This window comes from Streptomyces sp. NPDC051664 (assembly GCF_044453545.1).
GTDB lineage: Bacteria > Actinomycetota > Actinomycetes > Streptomycetales > Streptomycetaceae > Streptomyces.
Genome location: NZ_JBITCU010000005.1, coordinates 262,332 through 280,088, shown reverse-complemented (window position 1 = coordinate 280,088; position 17,757 = coordinate 262,332). Strand labels below are relative to the sequence as shown.

The following is a 17,757-nucleotide window of genomic DNA, read 5'->3' as shown; positions in this document are numbered from 1 at the left end:
GCTCCACGGAATGGGTCGTGCACGTTCTACGGTGTCCGGATGACGATCCCTCACCGTTCAGTCAGCACATTCGGTATGACCAGCACCGACGGCTCGGCCGACTTCCCCGGCCGTTCCGGTCCGACCGCCACCGCCGAGGCCGACCCGCACGATGTGGGCCAGGTCCGCACCTCGTACGCCCCCGACCGTGACGGCGATCCCGACCCCGGCGAGATCGTCTGGACCTGGGTGCCGTTCGAGGAGAACGACGGCCGGGGCAAGGACCGCCCGGTGCTCGTGGTGGCACGCGAGGCGGCGGGCACGCTGCTCGCCGTGCAGCTCTCCAGCAAGCAGCACGACCGGGAGCGCGAGTGGGTGGCCCTCGGCGCCGGGCCGTGGGACAGCTCGGGCCGGCCGTCCTGGGTCGATCTGGACCGGGTGCTGCGGGTGCACGAGGACGGGATGCGCCGCGAGGCGTGCGCGCTGGACCGGGACCGGTTCGATCTGGTCGTCGGGCGGCTGCGGGAGCGCTACGGCTGGAGCTGACCGACGGGGCCGGACCCACCGGCCGTGGCGGCTGACGTCGGCCTCTCCGGCTCGACACCGTCACGGCCGGCGCCCATCCCTCCAGCTCGACCTGACGGTCACGGTTGGCGCCCACGGCTCGACGTCGCCGTCAGAGCCGCTTCCCACAGCGCCGGTCCGACGTCGGCCGTCACGGTCGGTGCACACTCCTCCGGCTCAACGTGCCCGTTGCGGTTGGCCGCCACTCCTCCGGCTCAACGTCACGGTTACGTCCGCGGCTCGCGGTCGAACGTCCGGGCGAACGCGTTGCGGGTGGCCGCCGTGCGGCTGCGGTCGAGGATGCCGAAGACGATCTGCTCGAAGTGGCCGGCGAACCGGCCCCCGTCGGCGAGCAGCGCCCGGAACACGCCGGCCACCTGCGCCGGATCGTTCATGAACACGCCGCAGCCCCAGGCCCCGAGCACGAGCCTGCGGTACCCGCGCACGGCGGCGACCTCCAGCACCCGCTCGGCGCGGGACGCGAGCACCGCGGGGATGCGGTGGGCGTCCTCGGGCGTCCGGCTGCGGATCACTCCGGCGTTGGGCGCCGGCGAGGTGAGGAAGCCGACGGTGTACGGGCTGTTCAGCAGCCGCCCCCGGTCGTCGCGGAACACCGGCACGCCGGGCGAGTGGATCACCCGATCGGTGTAGAACGCGCTGCGTTCGGCCCGGTGGTGGGCGTAGTAGTCGGGGGCCCGCAGCAGGGTGGCGTACAGCGCGGAGCCGCGGCACAGGGCCTCCTCCTGGGCCTGCGCGCCGTTGAGGTAACCACCCCCGGGGTTACGGGCGGAGGCGTAGTTCAGAACGGCGATCCTGCCGGGCCCTTCGCCGGTCATCCGGTGCGCCGCCTGCAGGCTGCTCTCGCCGGTCACCTGGATGACCGCGGTGCGGTCGGTGTCGAGTGCGGCGACGGGCACCGGGTCGGGCCCGTACAGCCGGGTCCCGGAGAGCGCGGCGGCCAGAGTGCGCTCAATACTGATCTCACGCCCCTCGGGCGTGCGGTAGAGCCCGGCTTCGACAATGGACTCGGTCTCTGTCGCGATGGCGCGCAGCCGTGCGCTCATCGGCACTCCCCCGTGTAATGCATACGGGGCATGATCGACGCTCCTGCGCTCCCTGCGCAACGGGATTATGTGCCGCGCAAGGGCACCCTTGTGCGATCTCCCTGCAAGGGTTTGGGTGGTACGGACGTACCGAAAAAGGAGGCCCCGGCATGTCACCGGACGCACCCGTCGGCCACGGTCCGACCGATTACGACCGCCCTCTCGGTGAGGGCGAGGCGGAGGATTTACTGCGATGCATCTGCTTCAAGACCGGCCCGCCCCGGACGGTCGGTGTCGAGCTCGAATGGCTCATTCACGACCGTGACCGGCCCCGTACCCCGGTCGCCCACGACCGTATCGACGCGGCCGTCGCCGCCGTGGGCGCGCTGCCGCTGAGTGCGGCGCTCACGTTCGAACCCGGCGGACAGCTGGAGCTCAGCTCGCTGCCGGCGGACTCCCTGATGGCCTGTATCGATGCCATGGCCACCGACCTGGCCGCCGTACGTGCCGCGCTCGGCCGGCTGGACCTCGTACCGGTCGGTCTCGGTGTCGATCCGTGGCATCCGCCGCGTCGTCTGCTGCACGAGCCCCGCTACGACGCCTTGGAGGCCTCGCTGGACCGGTCGGGACCGGCGGGTCGCGCCATGATGTGCTCCACCGCGTCCGTCCAGGTCTGTCTGGACGCCGGCGAGGAGGAGCCGGGGCCGCTCGGCTACGGGCGGCGCTGGCAGCTGGTGCATCTGTTGGGTGCGGTGCTGGTGGCGGCGTTCGCCAACTCGCCGTACCGGGAGGGCCGGCCGACGGGATGGCGGTCCACCCGCCAGTCGCTGTGGGCCGACCTCGATCCGGTACGGAGCCTGGCACCGCCGGGCCGTTCCGCCCCGCGCGACGACTGGGCCACGCATGTGCTCGACGCCCCGGTGATGTGTATCCGGAGCGACGAGGCGCCGTGGGCCGTGCCGGCCCGTCTGACCTTCCGGGACTGGATCCGTACGGGCGCGCCGCGGCCGCCGACGCGCGCCGATCTCGAGTACCACATGACCACGCTGTTTCCGCCGGCTCGCCCGCGCGGACATCTCGAACTGCGCATGATCGACGCACAGTTCGGTGACGACGGATGGCTCGTGCCGCTCGCCGTCACCACCGCTCTGTTCGACGACCCCGAGGCTGCCGAGACCGTGTACCGCACCGTCAAACCTCTGGCCGAGATAGCAGGCGCGCGGTCCGCTCCGCGCAATCCGCTCTGGGTCGGCGCCGCCCGTGCCGGCCTGTCCGACCCGGAACTGCGGGTGACGGCCGCGACCTGCTTCGAAGTGGCGCTGGAGGCTCTGCCCCGACTGGGTGCGTCCGAGGCCGTTCAGCAGGCGGTGGCGGTCTTCCACGACCGTTTCGTCGCCCGGGGCCGATGTCCGGCCGACGACCTGCCCGAACTGCTCGCGATGCCCTCGGTGCATGCGGCGCCCCGGCGCTCCGTCCGGATGAGGGAAGGAAAGCCCGCTCATGACTGACCCCGCAACCCCGACGCCCGATCTCGACACGGAGGCGCTGCGGCAGCGCGCTCTCGCGGCGCTCCTCACCGCCCGGGATCGCACCACGCTCCTCACCGACAGCGTCGACGACCGTGACCTGACGGCCCAGCACTCGCCGTTGATGTCGCCCCTGGTCTGGGACCTCGCCCACATCGGCAATCAGGAGGAGCTGTGGCTGCTGCGCGTCGTCGCCGGGCGGGAGGCGATGCGCCCCGAGATCGACGGGCTGTACGACGCCTTCGAGCATCCGCGGGCCAGCCGCCCCTCTCTTCCGCTGCTGCCGCCTGCCGAGGCCCGCTCGTATGCCGCGGAGGTGCGCGGCAGGGCCCTGGACGTCCTGGAGAGCACCGCCCTGATCGGTGACCGCCCGCTCGTGGAGGCCGGCTTCGCCTTCGGAATGATCGCCCAGCACGAGCAGCAGCACGACGAGACGATGCTGATCACCCATCAGCTGCGATCCGGTCCGGCCGTGCTCACCGCACCGGAGCCGCCGCGGCCCACCGACGCGGCCTCACTGCCCGCCGAAGTCATGGTTCCCGGTGGCCCGTTCACCATGGGTACGTCGACCGAGCCGTGGGCGCTCGACAACGAGCGCCCTGCCCATGTGCGTGAGGTGCCAGGGTTCTTCATCGACACGGCGCCGGTCACCTGCGGCGCGTACGAGCGCTTCGTCGAGGACGGCGGCTACACCGACCAGCGGTGGTGGGCCCCCGAGGGCTGGGCGATGGTCCGTGAGCACCGGCTGACCGCCCCGCTGTTCTGGCACCGGGACGGAGGCCAGTGGCTGCGCCGCCGCTTCGGAGTGACCGAACCGGTGCCCGCCGACGAGCCGGTACTCCATGTCAGCTGGTACGAGGCGGACGCGTACGCCCGCTGGTCGGGGCGCAGGCTGCCCACCGAGGCCGAGTGGGAGAAGGCGGCGCGCCACGACCCGGCGTCAGGGCGTTCACGACGCTATCCGTGGGGCGACGAGGACCCGTCCCCCGAGCGGGCCAACCTGGGCCAGCGCCATCTGCGGCCCGCACCCGCCGGGGCGTATGCGGCGGGTCGGTCACCGCTCGGAGTACGGCAGTTGATCGGCGATGTGTGGGAGTGGACCTCGAGCGACTTCCTCCCCTATCCGGGCTTCTCGGCATTCCCCTACCGCGAGTACTCGGAGGTCTTCTTCGGGCCCGCCCACAAGGTGCTGCGCGGCGGCTCGTTCGCCGTGGACACCGTGGCCTGCCGGGGCACGTTCCGGAACTGGGACCTTCCGGTGCGGCGCCAGATCTTCTCCGGATTCCGTACCGCGAGGGACCTCCATACCGCGAAGGATCTCTGATGTGCCGCCATATTGCCTATCTTGGGCCACCCGTGGCTCTCGCTGACCTGCTGACCCGTCCGCCCCACGCGTTGGTCCGCCAGTCCTGGGAACCGCGCCGTCAGAAGTACGGAACGGTCAACGCGGACGGCTTCGGCGTGGGCTGGTACGCGGACGGCGACCCGGTCCCGGGACGCTACCGGCGCCAGGGACCCATCTGGGCCGACCAGTCGTTCGACGATCTGGCCAGAGTCGTACGCAGCACGGCGCTGCTCGCGGCCGTCCGGGACGCCACCGAGAGGGACGCGGACGGTGAGGCTGCGGCTGCGCCGTTCGCCGCGGGGCGGCTGCTGTTCAGCCACAACGGCGCGGTGAAGGGCTGGCCAGGATCACTGGCGGCGCTCGCCGCCACGCTGCCCCCGGCCGACCTCCTCGCCCTTGCCGCGCGCTGCGACTCGGCCCTGATCTGGGCACTGGTGCGGCACCGGGCCGCGGATGGCGACGACGTGCCCCAGGCGGTCGCCGACACGGTGCGCGAGGTCGCGGAAGCGGCGCCCGGCTCGCGGCTGAATCTGCTGCTCACCGACGGTACGACGATCGTGGCGACGGCCTGGGGCGACACCCTGTGGTACCTGGCCGAGCCGGGCCACCGAACGGTCGTGGCCTCGGAACCCTACGACGACGATCCGCACTGGCAAGAGGTCCCCGACCGCACTCTGCTGGTCGCGACCCGCGCCGACGTTCTGCTCACCCCGCTCAAGGAGCCCACCGAGTGAGTCCCTTTCTGCTGACCCGCACCCTGCCGGTGGACGCGACGGACGCGGCGCTGCGCGCCGATGTGCTGCACGGTCTGACCCGGCACCCGAAGGCGCTGCCGCCCAAGTGGTTCTACGACGCGCACGGCAGCGAGCTCTTCGAGGAGATCACCCGGCTCCCCGAGTACTACCCGACCCGCGCCGAACGGGAGATCCTGGTCGCCCGCGCGCCGGAGATCGCCGCTGCGTCCGGGGCGAAGACCCTGATCGAGCTGGGTTCCGGCTCGTCGGAGAAGACCCGGCACCTGCTCGACGCGCTGCCCGGACTGCACAGCTACGTGCCGGTGGATGTGAGCGAGAGCGCGCTGCGAGGCGCGGCCGAGGCGCTGCTCGTGGAACGGCCGGATCTCTCGGTCCACGCGCTGATCGCCGACTTCACGGGCGAGCTCGTGCTGCCCGACACGCCGGGACCGCGTCTGGTCGCGTTCCTGGGCGGCACGATCGGCAACCTGCTGCCGGACGAGCGGGCGGTGTTCCTGAAATCCGTGCGGTCGCTGCTCTCGCCGGGCGACGCGCTGCTTCTCGGCACAGATCTGGTGAAGGACGAGGAGGTGCTGGTCGCGGCGTACGACGATGCGGCCGGAGTGACGGCGGCGTTCAACAAGAACGTACTGACGGTCGTCGACCGGGAGCTGGGCGCGGACTTCGACCCGGCCGACTTCGACCATGTGGCGCTGTGGGACCGGCGGCAGGAGTGGATCGAGATGCGCCTGCGGGCCCGCAGAGCGCTGACGGTGAAGATCCCCGGGCTGGATCTGGTGGTTCCGTTCGAGGCCGGCGAGGGCCTGCGCACGGAGGTGTCGGCGAAGTTCCGCAAGGAGGGGATCCGGGGCGAGCTCGCCCCGGCGGGGCTGAAGCTGACTCAGTGGTGGACGGATTCCGCGGACCGCTTCGCGCTGTCGCTGGCCACGGCGGTCTGAGCGGCCCGGGCGAGCGCACGGCGGCCGGGCAGCGTGCCCGCGGGGATCGGCGGCAGGACGCGGATCTCTGCGGTCAGTCCGGCCGCCGTGACCACGCGCCACAGTGAGGCGGTGAGTGGATCGTCCCCGACGAAGGCGGCGGCGCCTGCTGCCGGTTCGTCCGGCCGCGCGGTGCGGTAGGTGATGCGTACCGGGCGGACATCGACGTGCGCGTCGAGTGCGGCCTGGAACGCGGCGGGCCGGAACCGGCCGCCGGTTCCGCGCCCGCACCAGGTGCTGCCTTCGGGGAACACCACCACCCGGGCCCCGTCGCGCAGCGCCCCCGCTATGTCGCGCACGGCCGTGGGCAGCGCCCGCAGCCGGTCGCGATCGACGAACAGCGTGCCGCCGAGAGCGGCGAGCGCACCGAGCAGCGGCCAGCGCCGGATCTCGCTCTTGGCGAGCATCCGGCCGGGGAGCACGGCGGCGACGAGTGGTATGTCCAGCCACGAGATGTGGTTCGCGACAACGAGTGCGCCGACGCGCGCCTCTCCGGCCGGCGACTGTGGTCGGCCGATCACCCGTACCCGTACGCCGAACGCACGCACCACCCCGTAGGCCCACCACCGGATCAACCGGTCCCGCGGTGCCCGGCCGAGCAGCAGCACGGCCGGGAAGCACAACACGCCTACGAGGACGAAGGTGCATCCCGTGATCAGCAGGGCGCAGGCCAGGAGCCGGCCGCGCACGGGGCCGGTGTGACCGGCGCAGGTGTGCGGGGTGCAGGGTGCCGTGGGCAGCCAGACGCTCATGTCAGCGGAGCGAGCGAAAGGAAGTGGCGCAGATAGCGCGGGTCGGTGCGGCGCAACGACAGCAGTACGTAGAGGTCGGCGACGTTGAAGTCCGGGTCGTGCGCGGGCGCACCGCATACCCAGGCGCCGAGCCGCAGGTAGCCGCGGAGCAGCGGCGGGAGCGCGGCGAGCCCGGTGCGCGCGGGGGTGGCACCGGCGGCACCCACGGCTCCGGTGGGGCGGGTGGCGGCGGTGGGCTGCCAGAGACGGTGCGGGGTGACCCAGTACTCCTCGGGGGCCAGGTACTTCGTCCTTACGGTGTCCCAGGAGTCGGCGGCCAGCACGCCGCCGTCGGCCAGGGAGATCGAGCAGCAGCCGGCCAGCCAGTTGTGCCCGCTGCGCTCCATGTAGCGGGCGAGGCCCGCCCAGATGAGGGCGATGACGGCGCCGTCCCGGTGGGCCGGGTGGACGCAGGAGCGGCCGACCTCGATCAGATCGTCGCGGATCGGGCCGAGGCGGCCGAGATCGAATTCGCTCTCCGCGTAGAGACGTCCGGCGATCCGGGCCCGCTCGGGCGGCAGGAGCCGGTACGTGGCGATGACGTCGCCGCTCGCCACCTCCCGTACCAGCAGGTGGTCGCAGTACGCGTCGAAGGCGTCGCTGTCCAGGCCGGGTTCGGGGCCGTCGAGCCGGGCGCCGAGTTCACCGGCGAAGACCTGGTGACGCAACCGCTGTGCGGCGCGCACGTCTTCCGGGCTGACGGCTAGGGAGACCCGGTAGAGCGGCGGGGCAGGGCTGTCGGACGGGGCCGGAGCCTCGGACAGCGCCGGGGCGGACTGCACCGGGGCGGGCTGCTGCGGTACGGAGGGGGTGGCGGTGAACGGTCCGGCGACGAGTGGTGGGGTGGGAAGCGCGTTCATGACGGTCTCCGGGGACGGATCGGCAAGGGCGGCTGCCGGGCTGCCGCACTGCTGCGACGGCCCGGCCCCTTACTTCTTCCTTGACCGGCTGGATTCGACGTGACCGCTGTGGAGAGCCTGGATGTGCGACGGCTGAATCCCGAGGTGTCGGGCGGCGGACCTAGGGTCTTTCGTTTGGATCGGGCTGGATCAGGGAGCGGCCCGCCGCGGAGCGGCTGATGTCACCGTGGTGCGTGCAGCCGCAAGGCGGAGGAAGGAGCCCACGCGGAGCGAATGAGGTCTCCCCTGCTCGAGCGAAGCCGAGAGCTCGGGGAAGACCGACGACAACGCCGCAGATGTGTGTGACGGACCCCGCGAGCCCAGCCTGGTCCGAACGAAGAACCTTAGCACCCTGCCGTGCACCGATCGAGCTGCCCCTCAGCTGCCCGCGAGCTCGCCGGTGATCCGTTCCGAAGCGGATCTGGCCTCTTCCAGCGGGTCACCGCCCTGCAGGACAGCCGTCATGTACGGCTTGATCGGGTTGTCGGCCTCGACAGCCGCCCACTGGGGCGAGCTCGGGGTGGCGCGCCCACGCCTGGCGCCCTCGGCCATGGCCGCGGTGCCCGCCTGGCCCTCGATGACATGGGCGAGGGTCGGCTTGTTCGGTACGTAACTCATCGTCCTGGCGAGATCCTCCTGCCACTTCTCGCCCGCGAGCGCCTTGACCACGTCTATGCCGGCGCTGCGCTCGGCCGCCTTCTGCGGAACGATCAGATCGGAACCGCCGGTGAACACGGAGCCGGGGTTCTTCGCGGTCTTGCCGGGGATCGGGAAGTATCCCAGTTTCCCCTTGAGTTCGGGGTTCTTCTGCTCGATGAGCTTTGCGCTGCCCGGCACGGAGATGATCTGCGCGACATCGCCCTTGGCGAACACGTCGGTCTGCGGAGGCTTTTCCTCGTCGGCGTCCTTGGGGCCGTTGCCGTACGACTGGAGTTCCTTGTAGAAGGCCATGCCCTTGAGTGCGGCGGGGGTGTCCAGGGCGCCTTCCCATTCGCCGCCGTTGTCGTTGGCCAGGTCGCCGCCCTCGTCCCAGATGAACCCGGCGAGTACGTACCAGTTCTGGCCCGCGAGATACATGCCCTGGTTGCCCTCCCGATTGAGCACCCGGCTGTCCTCGACCCACTCCTGCCGGGTCTTCGGCGGGTTCTTGATGCCTGCCTGCTCGAAGAGATCCTTGTTGTAGATCACCACACGGTTGGCCGCGTACCAGGGGATGCCGTACTGAATGCCCTCGATGCTGCCCGGCTCGGCGAGGCCGGGCAGCCAGTCATCGCTGCCGAGGTCACGCATCGATTCGAGGGTGAGGTCGCGCAGACCGCCGCTCTCCGCGTACTGGGCGATCTGGGTGTTTCCGACTTCGATGACGTCCGGGGTGTCCTCGCCCTTGAGGGCCGCGGTGACCTTGGGGCCGATTCCACTCCAGCTCTGAATCTTGAACTCCAGTTCGACTGAGGGGTGCTCGTCCTCGTACGACTTCGTGAAACGGTCCAGGAAATCGGCGGAAACACTGTCCTTCATCAGCCAGATCGTGACCTTCTTGTCGCCGGACCCACCCGAGCCGGGGAGATAGCCGCAGCCACCCAGCACAACGGTGGACACGAGCGCGACAGCGCCGATGAGTACGCGGTTCTTCACAGGGGTCACCTTCTGCGAAACAGCACGACTGGTACAGGACCCGGTGTGGGGGGACTGCGGGCGGTGCTCGCACGGGCGTGGCTGGATTTTGGTATGGACCATTCAATTGGTCAAGGCCAGTTCACGACACGTTCGCCACCCCGACCCCTCGCGCACCAGGGCCGGATGGGGCACCGTGGTAGAGACGAAAGGAGACACACGATGTCAAGCCACACCTATCGGGTCACCGAAATCGTAGGAACCTCCCACGAAGGGGTCGATGACGCCATCCGCAGGGGCGTCGCAAGGGCCTCGGAAACGTTGCACAATCTCGACTGGTTCGAGATCACCCAGGTGCGCGGGCAGATCGTGGATGGCCGTATCGAGCACTACCAGGTAGGCCTGAAGGTGGGCTTCCGGCTCGACGGGAGCAGCTGAGCCGGCGCAACGCGCACAGCCGAGCCGGCCCGACGTGACCCGAGCCGGCTCGACGGCGTCACGTACGCCCTTCGCGCTCCTGCGCGTCCCGCATCGAAGGCGCGGCCACCGCCCAGCGGGCCCGTACCACGGCGAACCCGGCCTGCTCGGCCGCATCACAGACCAGCTCGTCGTCATCGACCAGCATCCGCACGTCACACTCCCGGCCCAGCCGCTTCAGGATCTCCAGCTTGGTGTGGCGGGCCGGCCGGCGGTCGTCGTTGCGGCGCATGTACACCCGCCCCTCGGGCAGGCCCTGTTCCTGCAGCCAGGCCACGGTGTCGCGGCGGCAGCGCTCCGGCCGTCCGGTGAGATATCTGATCTCGCACTCCTCGGCGCTGCTCAGCACCAGCCGCACGCCCTCGTCGAGCGGCGGATCGTCGACGGCGGCGGCGAAGAAACCGCCCCAGTCACGCCGGGCTCCTTCCAGGAAATGCTGCCGGTGGCCGCTGTCCGCGAGCGTGCCGTCCAGGTCGAATACGGCCAGCGGCCGGGCGTCGTCCATCACGCCTCCAGTGTCCTGGGCGACAGACAACGCGTCCACCTCCGGGCTCCCGGGTGGCTTCGAACGGCCTGCGGCAGGCCTCCTCTCGGGCCCGGCCACCATCGACGCCTAGGATCGTGCTGTTTGCCCTCAGGTGTCAGCCCTGTCCCGATCCGTACGGAGTCCCACGCGCATGCCCACCCCTCACGATCGGTACGTTCGGGTGCGCGGCGCCCGCGAGAACAATCTGCAGGACGTCCAGGTCGACATCCCGCGCGACACCCTCACCGTCTTCACGGGCGTCTCCGGTTCAGGGAAGTCCTCGCTCGCCTTCGGGACGATCTACGCCGAGGCTCAGCGCCGCTACTTCGAGTCCGTCGCCCCGTACGCCCGCCGGCTGATCCACCAGGTCGGCGCGCCCGAGGTCGGTGAGATCACGGGGCTGCCGCCCGCAGTCTCCCTGGAGCAGCGCCGGTCCGCGCCCGGCGCCCGCTCCTCCGTGGGCACGGTCACCACGCTGTCCAACTCGATGCGGATGCTGTTCTCGCGCGCCGGGGAGTACCCCGCCGGCGCCGAGCGGCTGGACTCCGACGCGTTCTCGCCGAACACCGCCGCCGGGGCCTGCCCCGGGTGCCACGGGCTGGGCCTGATCCATCGCACCACGGAGGAGCTACTCGTCCCCGACCCGTCGCTGTCGATCCGCGACGGTGCGATCGCGGCCTGGCCGGGCGCCTGGCAGGGCAAGAACCTGCGCGATGTGCTGGACACCCTGGGGTACGACATCGGCCGGCCCTGGCGCGAGCTGGACGCGAACGACCGGGAATGGATCCTCTTCACCGACGAGCAGCCCGTGGTGACGGTCCATCCGGTGCGTGACGCGGGCCGGATCCAGCGCCCCTACCAGGGCACGTACATGAGTGCACGGCGCTATGTGATGCACACCTTCGCCGATTCCAAGAGCCGCACCCTGCGGGCCAAGGCCGAGCGCTTCCTGGCCGGTGTCCCCTGCCCGGTCTGCGGCGGCAGCCGGCTGCGCCCCGAGGCGATGGCCGTCACCTTCGCGGGCCGTACGATCGCCGAGCTGGCCGCACTTCCCCTCGCGGATCTCGCCGAGGTGCTGTCGGCTGCCGGTGGCGACGACACCGCGCGGGTGCTGACGGCCGATCTGCTGGCCCGGATCGAGACGGTGACCGAGCTGGGTCTCGGCTATCTCGGCCTCGACCGTACGGCTCCGACGCTGTCCTCCGGCGAGCTGCAGCGACTGCGGCTCGCCACCCAGCTGCGGTCGGGGCTGTTCGGGGTCGTCTATGTGCTGGACGAGCCGTCGGCCGGTCTGCACCCGGCGGACACCGAGTCGCTGCTCGCGGTCCTCGGGCGGCTGAAGGAGGCCGGGAACTCGGTCTTCGTCGTGGAGCACCAGATGGATGTGGTGCGGCAGGCGGACTGGCTGGTCGATGTGGGGCCGCTGGCCGGCGAGCACGGGGGCAGGGTGCTGCACAGCGGGCCGCCGGCCGGGCTCGCGGACGTGCGGGAGTCGGCGACGCGACGGTTCCTCTTCGACAGGGGTCCGGCGCCGGTGCGGGAGCCGCGTACGCCCTCCGGGTGGCTGAGGCTGATCGGTGTCGACCGGCACAATGTGCGCGGAGTCGACGCCGCGTTCCCGCTCGGGGTGTTCACAGCGGTCACCGGTGTCTCCGGCTCGGGCAAATCGACCCTGGTCGGCCAGGTGCTCGCCGGGGCCCTCGCCGACCGGCAGGCTTCCACCACCGCCGATCTCCCCGCCGAGCGGCCCGTGCCGGGGTGCGCATCGGCGCTGGGGCTGGAGTCGGTGGACCGTCTCGTCCAGGTCGACCAGCGGCCGATCGGCCGTACCCCGCGCTCCAACCTGGCCACGTACACCGGGCTCTTCGACGTCGTACGGAAGCTGTTCACCGGGACCGACATGGCGCGCGAGCGCGGCTACCGGGCGGGGCGGTTCTCGTTCAACGTGGCGGGCGGGCGGTGCGAGACCTGCCAGGGCGAGGGGTTCGTCTCCGTCGAGCTCCTCTTCCTGCCGAGTACGTATGCGCCCTGCCCGGACTGTCACGGTGCGCGGTACAACCCGCAGACGCTGGAGGTGACTCTGCGCGGGCTGAACATTGCGCAGGTGCTGGACCTGACGGTGGAGTCGGCGGCCGGTTTCTTCGCGGGGACGCCCGCCGCGGAGCGCAGTCTGCGGACACTGCTCGATGTCGGGCTGGGATATCTGCGGCTGGGGCAGCCGGCGACGGAGCTGTCCGGTGGTGAGGCACAGCGGATCAAGCTGGCCACCGAGCTCCAGCGCACCCGTCGTGGTCACACCCTGTATCTGCTCGACGAGCCGACCACGGGTCTGCACCCGGCCGATGTCGAGGTGCTGATGCGGCAGTTGCACGGACTGGTCGACGGGGGCAGCACGGTGGTGGTCGTGGAGCACGACATGGCGGTCGTCGCGGGCGCGGACTGGGTGATCGACCTCGGTCCGGGCGGCGGGGACCGGGGCGGCCGGATCGTCGCCGTGGGACCGCCGACGGAGGTGGCGGGTGCGGCGGACAGCCGGACGGCACCGTACCTGTCGGCGGCGCTCCGCCCGGTCTGAGCCTTCGCCCTCCGGTCCCGGGAGCGGGCGGCTCCCAGGACCGGGAACGGCGGAGAGGCTCTGGGGTCTTTCGTTCGGATCAGGCTGGGCTCGCGGGGCCCGATCCGAACGAGAGGCCCTAGCGGTGCACCTTGCGGGTCGCTCGCAGCCACTCCTTGTTCATGGCCGAGATCGACGGCAGCGGGATGCCCTTCGGGCAGGCCGTGGCGCACTCCCCGGTGAGCGTGCAGCCGCCGAACCCCTCGCTGTCCATCTGCTCGACCATGTCGAGCACTCGCGTCTCGCGCTCGGGGGCGCCCTGTGGCAGGACGTTGAGGTGGTTGATCTTCGCCGAGGTGAAGAGCATCGCCGAGCCGTTGGGGCAGGCCGCTACGCAGGCACCGCAGCCGATGCACTCGGCATGCTCGAACGCGAAGTCGGCGTCGGGCTTGGGCACAGGGGTGGCGTGGGCGTCGGGTGCGGTGCCGGTCGGGGCGGAGATGTAGCCGCCCGCCTGGATGATCCGGTCGAAGGCCGAGCGGTCCACGACCAGGTCCTTGACGACCGGGAAGGCCGAGGCGCGCCACGGTTCGATGTCGATCGTGTCGCCGTCCTGGAAGGACCGCATGTGGAGCTGGCAGGTGGTCGTGCGTTCCGGGCCGTGGGCGTCGCCATTGATGACAAGGCTGCAGGCGCCGCAAATGCCTTCCCGGCAGTCGTGGTCGAAGGCGACGGGGTCGTCGCCGGTGAGGATGAGCTCCTCGTTGAGGGTGTCGAGCATTTCCAGGAACGACATGTCCTGCGAGATGCCGTCCACCTGGTAGGTGGACATGGCGCCGGGGGCGTCGGCGTTCTTCTGGCGCCAGACGCGCAGGGTGAGCTTCATGCGTAGCTCCGCTGAGTGGGGTGGACGTACTCGAAGACGAGGTCTTCCTTGTGCAGGACGGGGGCTTCGCCGGTGGCACTGAACTCCCACGCGGCGGCGTACGAGAACTCCTCGTCCCGGCGGGCGGCTTCGCCGTCCGGGGTCTGCGACTCCTCGCGGAAGTGGCCTCCGCAGGACTCGGCGCGGTGCAGGGCGTCGAGGCACATGAGCTCGGCGAGCTCCAGGTAGTCGACGATGCGGTTGGCCTTCTCCAGGGACTGGTTGAACTCGTCACCGGTGCCTGGGACCTTGATGCGACGCCAGAACTCCTCGCGGATCTGCGGGATCCGGTCGAGTGCCTTGCGCAGCCCCGTCTCGGTGCGGGCCATGCCGCAGTACTCCCACATGAGTTCGCCGATCTCCCGGTGGAAGGAGTCGGGAGTGCGGTCGCCGTCGACGGCGAGCAGCAGGTTCAGCCGGTCCTCGGTCTCCGCGAGGGCCTCATCCACGGCCGGATGCGATGCGTCGACGTCGTCGTGGTGCGGGTTGCGGGCCAGGTAGTCGTTGATCGTCGACGGCAGGACGAAGTAGCCGTCGGCGAGCCCCTGCATCAGCGCCGAGGCGCCGAGCCGGTTGGCCCCGTGGTCGGAGAAGTTGGCCTCACCGATCGCGAACAGGCCGGGGATCGTGGTCTGCAGGTCGTAGTCGACCCAGAGTCCGCCCATCGTGTAGTGCACGGCGGGGTAGATCCGCATCGGGGTCTCGTACGGATTCTCCGCGGTGATCCGCGCGTACATGTCGAACAGGTTGCCGTACTTCTCCTCCACCTTGGCCTTGCCCATCCGCTGGATGGCCTCCGCGAAGTCCAGGTAGACGCCCTGTCCGCCGGGACCGACGCCGCGGCCCTCGTCGCAGACGTTCTTCGCGGCGCGCGAGGCGATGTCACGCGGTACGAGGTTGCCGAAGGCCGGGTAGATGCGCTCCAGGTAGTAGTCGCGCTCGTCCTCCGGGATCTCGTTCGCCGGCCGGTTGTCGCCCTTGGCCTTCGGGACCCAGATCCGGCCGTCGTTGCGCAGCGACTCGCTCATCAGCGTCAGCTTGGACTGGTGGTCGCCGGTGCGCGGAATGCAGGTGGGGTGGATCTGGGTGAAGCACGGGTTGGCGAAGTACGCGCCGCGCCGGTGGGCGCGCCAGATGGCGGTGGCGTTGGAGTTCATGGCGTTCGTCGACAGGTAGAAGACGTTGCCGTAGCCGCCGCTGGCCAGCACGACCGCGTCGGCGAAATGCGTGTCGATCTTCCCGGTGACCAGGTCGCGGGCGACGATGCCGCGGGCCTTGCCGTCGACGATGATCAGGTCGAGCATCTCGGTCCGGGCATGCAGTTCGACGTTGCCCGCGGCGATCTGCCGCGACAGCGCCTGGTAGGCGCCGAGGAGGAGCTGCTGCCCGGTCTGGCCGCGGGCGTAGAACGTACGGGAGACCTGGACGCCGCCGAAGGAGCGGTTGTCGAGCAGACCGCCGTACTCGCGGGCGAAGGGAACTCCCTGGGCGACGCACTGGTCGATGATCTCGACGGAGATCTGGGCGAGCCGGTGGACGTTGGACTCGCGGGCGCGGAAGTCGCCGCCCTTGACCGTGTCGTAGAAGAGCCGGTGGATCGAGTCGCCGTCGTTGCGGTAGTTCTTCGCGGCGTTGATACCGCCCTGGGCGGCGACGGAGTGGGCGCGGCGGGGCGAGTCCTGGAAGCAGAACTGGACGACGTGGTAGCCCTGTTCGGCCAGCGTCGCCCCGGCCGAGCCGCCGGCCAGACCGGTGCCGACGACGATGACGGTGTGCTTGCGCCGGTTGGCCGGGTTGACGAGCTTGGCTTCGAAGCGGCGGGTGTCCCAGCGTTCGGCGACGGAGCCCTTGGGGGCCTTGGTGTCGACGACGGGTGCACCGGTCTCGTAGTGCGAGTAGTCGGTCATGTCAGCTCACGACTCCGGTCATGACGGCGACGGGTACGGAGATGAAGCCCACCGTCAGCACCAGTGCGAGGACGTCGGCGATGGTCTTGAGAACACGGTCGCGGGTCGCTCTGCCCGCGCCGAGGGTCTGTGCGGCGCTCCAGAAGCCGTGTTGGACATGGAGTCCGAGGGCGAGCATGGCGACGATGTAGATGACGTTGCCGTACCAGGTGGAGAAGGTGTCGATGACGTTCTGGTACGGATGCCCGGACTGGAAGCCGCCGGAGTGCACGGTGCCTGTGGTCAGGTCGAGGACGTGCCAGACGATGAACAGGGCGAGGATGATCCCGCCCCAGCGCATGGTGCGGGTGGCATAGCTCGCGCGGGGCCTCTTGTGGACGTACTTGCTGGGGCGCGCCCTGATGTCGCGACGGCTCAGCTGGTACGCGGAGGTGGCGTGCAGCACGACGGCCGCGACGAGCACCACCCGGACGATCCACAGGGCCCACTCGTAGTGCAGGAAGGGCTCGCCCAAGGTCCGCAGCCAGTGGGCGTAGTGGTTGAACTCGCCGGACCCGAAGAAGATCTTCAGGTTGCCCACCATGTGAACGACCAAGTAGAGGAGCATGATCAGGCCGCTCACGGCCATGATCGCCTTCTTGCCGACGGACGAGTCCCAGAGCGTGCGCGTCATGGACGGCCGTCGGTCCGTCCGGGTTGCCAACGCCATGGACACGACGCTAGGACGGAAGGGCCTCATCAGTCCAAGACATGGTATGGCTCATATCCATAGGCACAGCCTATCGCGAGCTTTATGCTGCGTGTATGCAATTCCAGCAGCTCACGTATTTCGTGGCCGTCGCCGAGGCACGGCATTTCACCCGCGCCGCGGAGGAGGTGCATGTCTCCCAGCCGTCGCTCTCCCAGCAGATCAGGGCCCTGGAGAACGAGCTGGGCGCGGAACTGTTCAGCCGGGCCCGCGGCAACATCACGCTCACCGACGCGGGCGAGGCGCTGCTGCCGCTCGCCCGCCGGATCCTGGCGGACGCCGACACCGCCCGCCACGAGGTGCAGGAGCTGGCCCAGCTGCGCCGGGGCCGGGTCAGGCTCGGCGCGACGCCGAGCCTCTGCACCGGGCTGCTGCCCGACGTGCTGCGCGCCTTCCACGACCGGCATCCGGGGATTCAGCTGCTGCTGGAGGAGGGCGGCTCGCACGACCTCGTACGGGAGCTGGCGCGCGGCGCGCTCGATCTCGCACTTGTGGTGCTGCCGCTGCCTGCCGCGTCTCCGGCACTGACGACGGTGGAGCTGCTCCAGGAGGACCTGGTGGTGGTCTCGGCGGCGGAGGCTCCGCGGCCCGGGAAGGGCGGGAGCGTACGGATCGCACATCTGGAGGGCGAACCGCTGGTGATGTTCCGGCACGGCTACGACCTGCGCGAATTGACGGTGACTGCCTGCCGGGCGGAGGGCTTCGAGCCGTCGTTCACGGTGGAGGGCGGCGAGATGGACGCGGTGCTCGGGTTCGTACGGGCGGGGCTCGGGGTGGCGGTGGTGCCGAGCATGGTGGCGACGCGGGCGGGGAGCGATCTGCGGACGACGCCGTTGGCCCCGCCGGGGTTGCGGCGCACCATCGCGCTGGCGCACCGCAGTGACGTGGCGCCGCCACGGGCGGCGCGGGAGCTGCAGAAGGTACTGCTGGCCAGCCGGACGGGGTGATCAAGCCCGTCCGGCGACCGAGGTCGTGTCTGAGAAGTGCCGCCGTCCGCCCGCAGGGCGGGGCGCGCGGCGTCCGGTGCGTGCAATTGCAAGGCGGAGGATCATCCTCGTACTGCGTACTCGGAGGACTCCGGCAACGCGGCGAGTGCGCGTGCCGGGCGTCGCGCGCCAGGCGGGATT

16 protein-coding genes are annotated in these 17,757 nt (G+C 70.5%); 8 read left to right on the top strand and 8 right to left on the bottom strand.

Going from position 1 to position 17,757, the window contains the following annotated elements; all coding sequences use genetic code 11:
• Window positions 1–75 precede the first annotated feature (75 nt).
• The gene (locus ACIA8E_RS12590) at window positions 76–525 is read left to right on the top strand and encodes a type II toxin-antitoxin system PemK/MazF family toxin (RefSeq protein ID WP_399297250.1); all 450 of its coding nucleotides are present in this window, start codon (window positions 76–78) and stop codon (window positions 523–525) included.
• Window positions 526–770: 245 nt separating this feature from the next.
• Here the strand turns inward: ACIA8E_RS12590 and ACIA8E_RS12585 are convergent, their stop codons facing one another.
• On the bottom strand, window positions 771–1,607 hold the full coding sequence (locus tag ACIA8E_RS12585; RefSeq protein ID WP_399297248.1) for a TIGR02452 family protein: 837 nt from the start codon (window positions 1,605–1,607) through the stop codon (window positions 771–773).
• Window positions 1,608–1,756: 149 nt separating this feature from the next.
• On the opposite strand from ACIA8E_RS12585, the gene egtA reads away from it, so the two are divergent.
• The 4 genes from egtA to egtD are packed head-to-tail and all read left to right on the top strand — an operon-like array spanning window position 1,757 to window position 6,150.
• Window positions 1,757–3,094: an ergothioneine biosynthesis glutamate--cysteine ligase EgtA gene (egtA, locus tag ACIA8E_RS12580; protein ID WP_399297246.1), complete on the top strand. Its 1,338-nt coding sequence runs from the start codon at window positions 1,757–1,759 to the stop codon at window positions 3,092–3,094.
• Window positions 3,087–4,436: an ergothioneine biosynthesis protein EgtB gene (gene egtB / locus ACIA8E_RS12575; protein WP_399297244.1), complete on the top strand. Its 1,350-nt coding sequence runs from the start codon at window positions 3,087–3,089 to the stop codon at window positions 4,434–4,436. The genes egtA and egtB overlap by 8 nt, the downstream gene beginning before the upstream one ends.
• Entirely contained in the window at window positions 4,436–5,191 is a 756-nt protein-coding gene (egtC, locus tag ACIA8E_RS12570) for an ergothioneine biosynthesis protein EgtC (protein WP_399297242.1), read from the top strand. Before egtB ends, egtC begins: the two co-directional genes overlap by 1 nt.
• Window positions 5,188–6,150: an L-histidine N(alpha)-methyltransferase gene (gene egtD / locus ACIA8E_RS12565; protein ID WP_399297240.1), complete on the top strand. Its 963-nt coding sequence runs from the start codon at window positions 5,188–5,190 to the stop codon at window positions 6,148–6,150. The genes egtC and egtD overlap by 4 nt, the downstream gene beginning before the upstream one ends.
• Here egtD and ACIA8E_RS12560 read toward each other — a convergent pair.
• From ACIA8E_RS12560 to ACIA8E_RS12550, 3 genes are all read right to left on the bottom strand, one after another.
• A complete protein-coding gene (locus tag ACIA8E_RS12560; RefSeq protein ID WP_399297238.1) occupies window positions 6,093–6,941 on the bottom strand; it encodes a lysophospholipid acyltransferase family protein in 849 nt (282 codons plus the stop codon). The two genes, egtD and ACIA8E_RS12560, sit on opposite strands and share 58 nt — an antisense overlap.
• A complete protein-coding gene (locus tag ACIA8E_RS12555; RefSeq protein WP_399297236.1) occupies window positions 6,938–7,840 on the bottom strand; it encodes a GNAT family N-acetyltransferase in 903 nt (300 codons plus the stop codon). The genes ACIA8E_RS12560 and ACIA8E_RS12555 overlap by 4 nt, the downstream gene beginning before the upstream one ends.
• 417 nt (window positions 7,841–8,257) lie before the next feature.
• Window positions 8,258–9,514 (bottom strand): extracellular solute-binding protein, encoded by a 1,257-nt coding sequence (locus ACIA8E_RS12550; RefSeq protein WP_399297234.1) that lies wholly within the window; start codon window positions 9,512–9,514, stop codon window positions 8,258–8,260.
• Between the two features lie 201 nt (window positions 9,515–9,715).
• Between ACIA8E_RS12550 and ACIA8E_RS12545 the strand changes: the two genes are divergently transcribed.
• On the top strand, window positions 9,716–9,931 hold the full coding sequence (locus ACIA8E_RS12545) for a dodecin (RefSeq protein ID WP_399297232.1): 216 nt from the start codon (window positions 9,716–9,718) through the stop codon (window positions 9,929–9,931).
• A gap of 58 nt (window positions 9,932–9,989) precedes the next feature.
• Here the strand turns inward: ACIA8E_RS12545 and ACIA8E_RS12540 are convergent, their stop codons facing one another.
• Window positions 9,990–10,478 (bottom strand): hypothetical protein, encoded by a 489-nt coding sequence (locus ACIA8E_RS12540; protein WP_399297598.1) that lies wholly within the window; start codon window positions 10,476–10,478, stop codon window positions 9,990–9,992.
• Window positions 10,479–10,647: 169 nt separating this feature from the next.
• Here ACIA8E_RS12540 and ACIA8E_RS12535 point away from each other — a divergent pair, with 169 nt between their 5' ends.
• Window positions 10,648–13,071: an ABC transporter gene (locus tag ACIA8E_RS12535; protein ID WP_399297230.1), complete on the top strand. Its 2,424-nt coding sequence runs from the start codon at window positions 10,648–10,650 to the stop codon at window positions 13,069–13,071.
• Window positions 13,072–13,189: 118 nt separating this feature from the next.
• Here the strand turns inward: ACIA8E_RS12535 and ACIA8E_RS12530 are convergent, their stop codons facing one another.
• Genes ACIA8E_RS12530 through ACIA8E_RS12520 form a run of 3 tightly spaced genes read right to left on the bottom strand, consistent with a single transcriptional unit; the run spans window position 13,190 to window position 16,591 of the window.
• A complete protein-coding gene (locus tag ACIA8E_RS12530; protein ID WP_399297228.1) occupies window positions 13,190–13,936 on the bottom strand; it encodes a succinate dehydrogenase/fumarate reductase iron-sulfur subunit in 747 nt (248 codons plus the stop codon).
• The gene (locus tag ACIA8E_RS12525; protein ID WP_399297226.1) at window positions 13,933–15,882 is read right to left on the bottom strand and encodes a fumarate reductase/succinate dehydrogenase flavoprotein subunit; all 1,950 of its coding nucleotides are present in this window, start codon (window positions 15,880–15,882) and stop codon (window positions 13,933–13,935) included. The genes ACIA8E_RS12530 and ACIA8E_RS12525 overlap by 4 nt, the downstream gene beginning before the upstream one ends.
• 1 nt (window position 15,883) lies before the next feature.
• Window positions 15,884–16,591, bottom strand: a complete 708-nt coding sequence (locus ACIA8E_RS12520; protein WP_399297224.1) for a succinate dehydrogenase — start codon at window positions 16,589–16,591, stop codon at window positions 15,884–15,886.
• 95 nt (window positions 16,592–16,686) lie between these two features.
• Between ACIA8E_RS12520 and ACIA8E_RS12515 the strand changes: the two genes are divergently transcribed.
• Window positions 16,687–17,577 carry a LysR family transcriptional regulator gene (locus tag ACIA8E_RS12515; protein WP_399297223.1) on the top strand — a complete coding sequence of 297 codons (891 nt, stop codon included), beginning with the start codon at window positions 16,687–16,689 and terminating at the stop codon, window positions 17,575–17,577.
• Window positions 17,578–17,757: the final 180 nt, after the last annotated feature.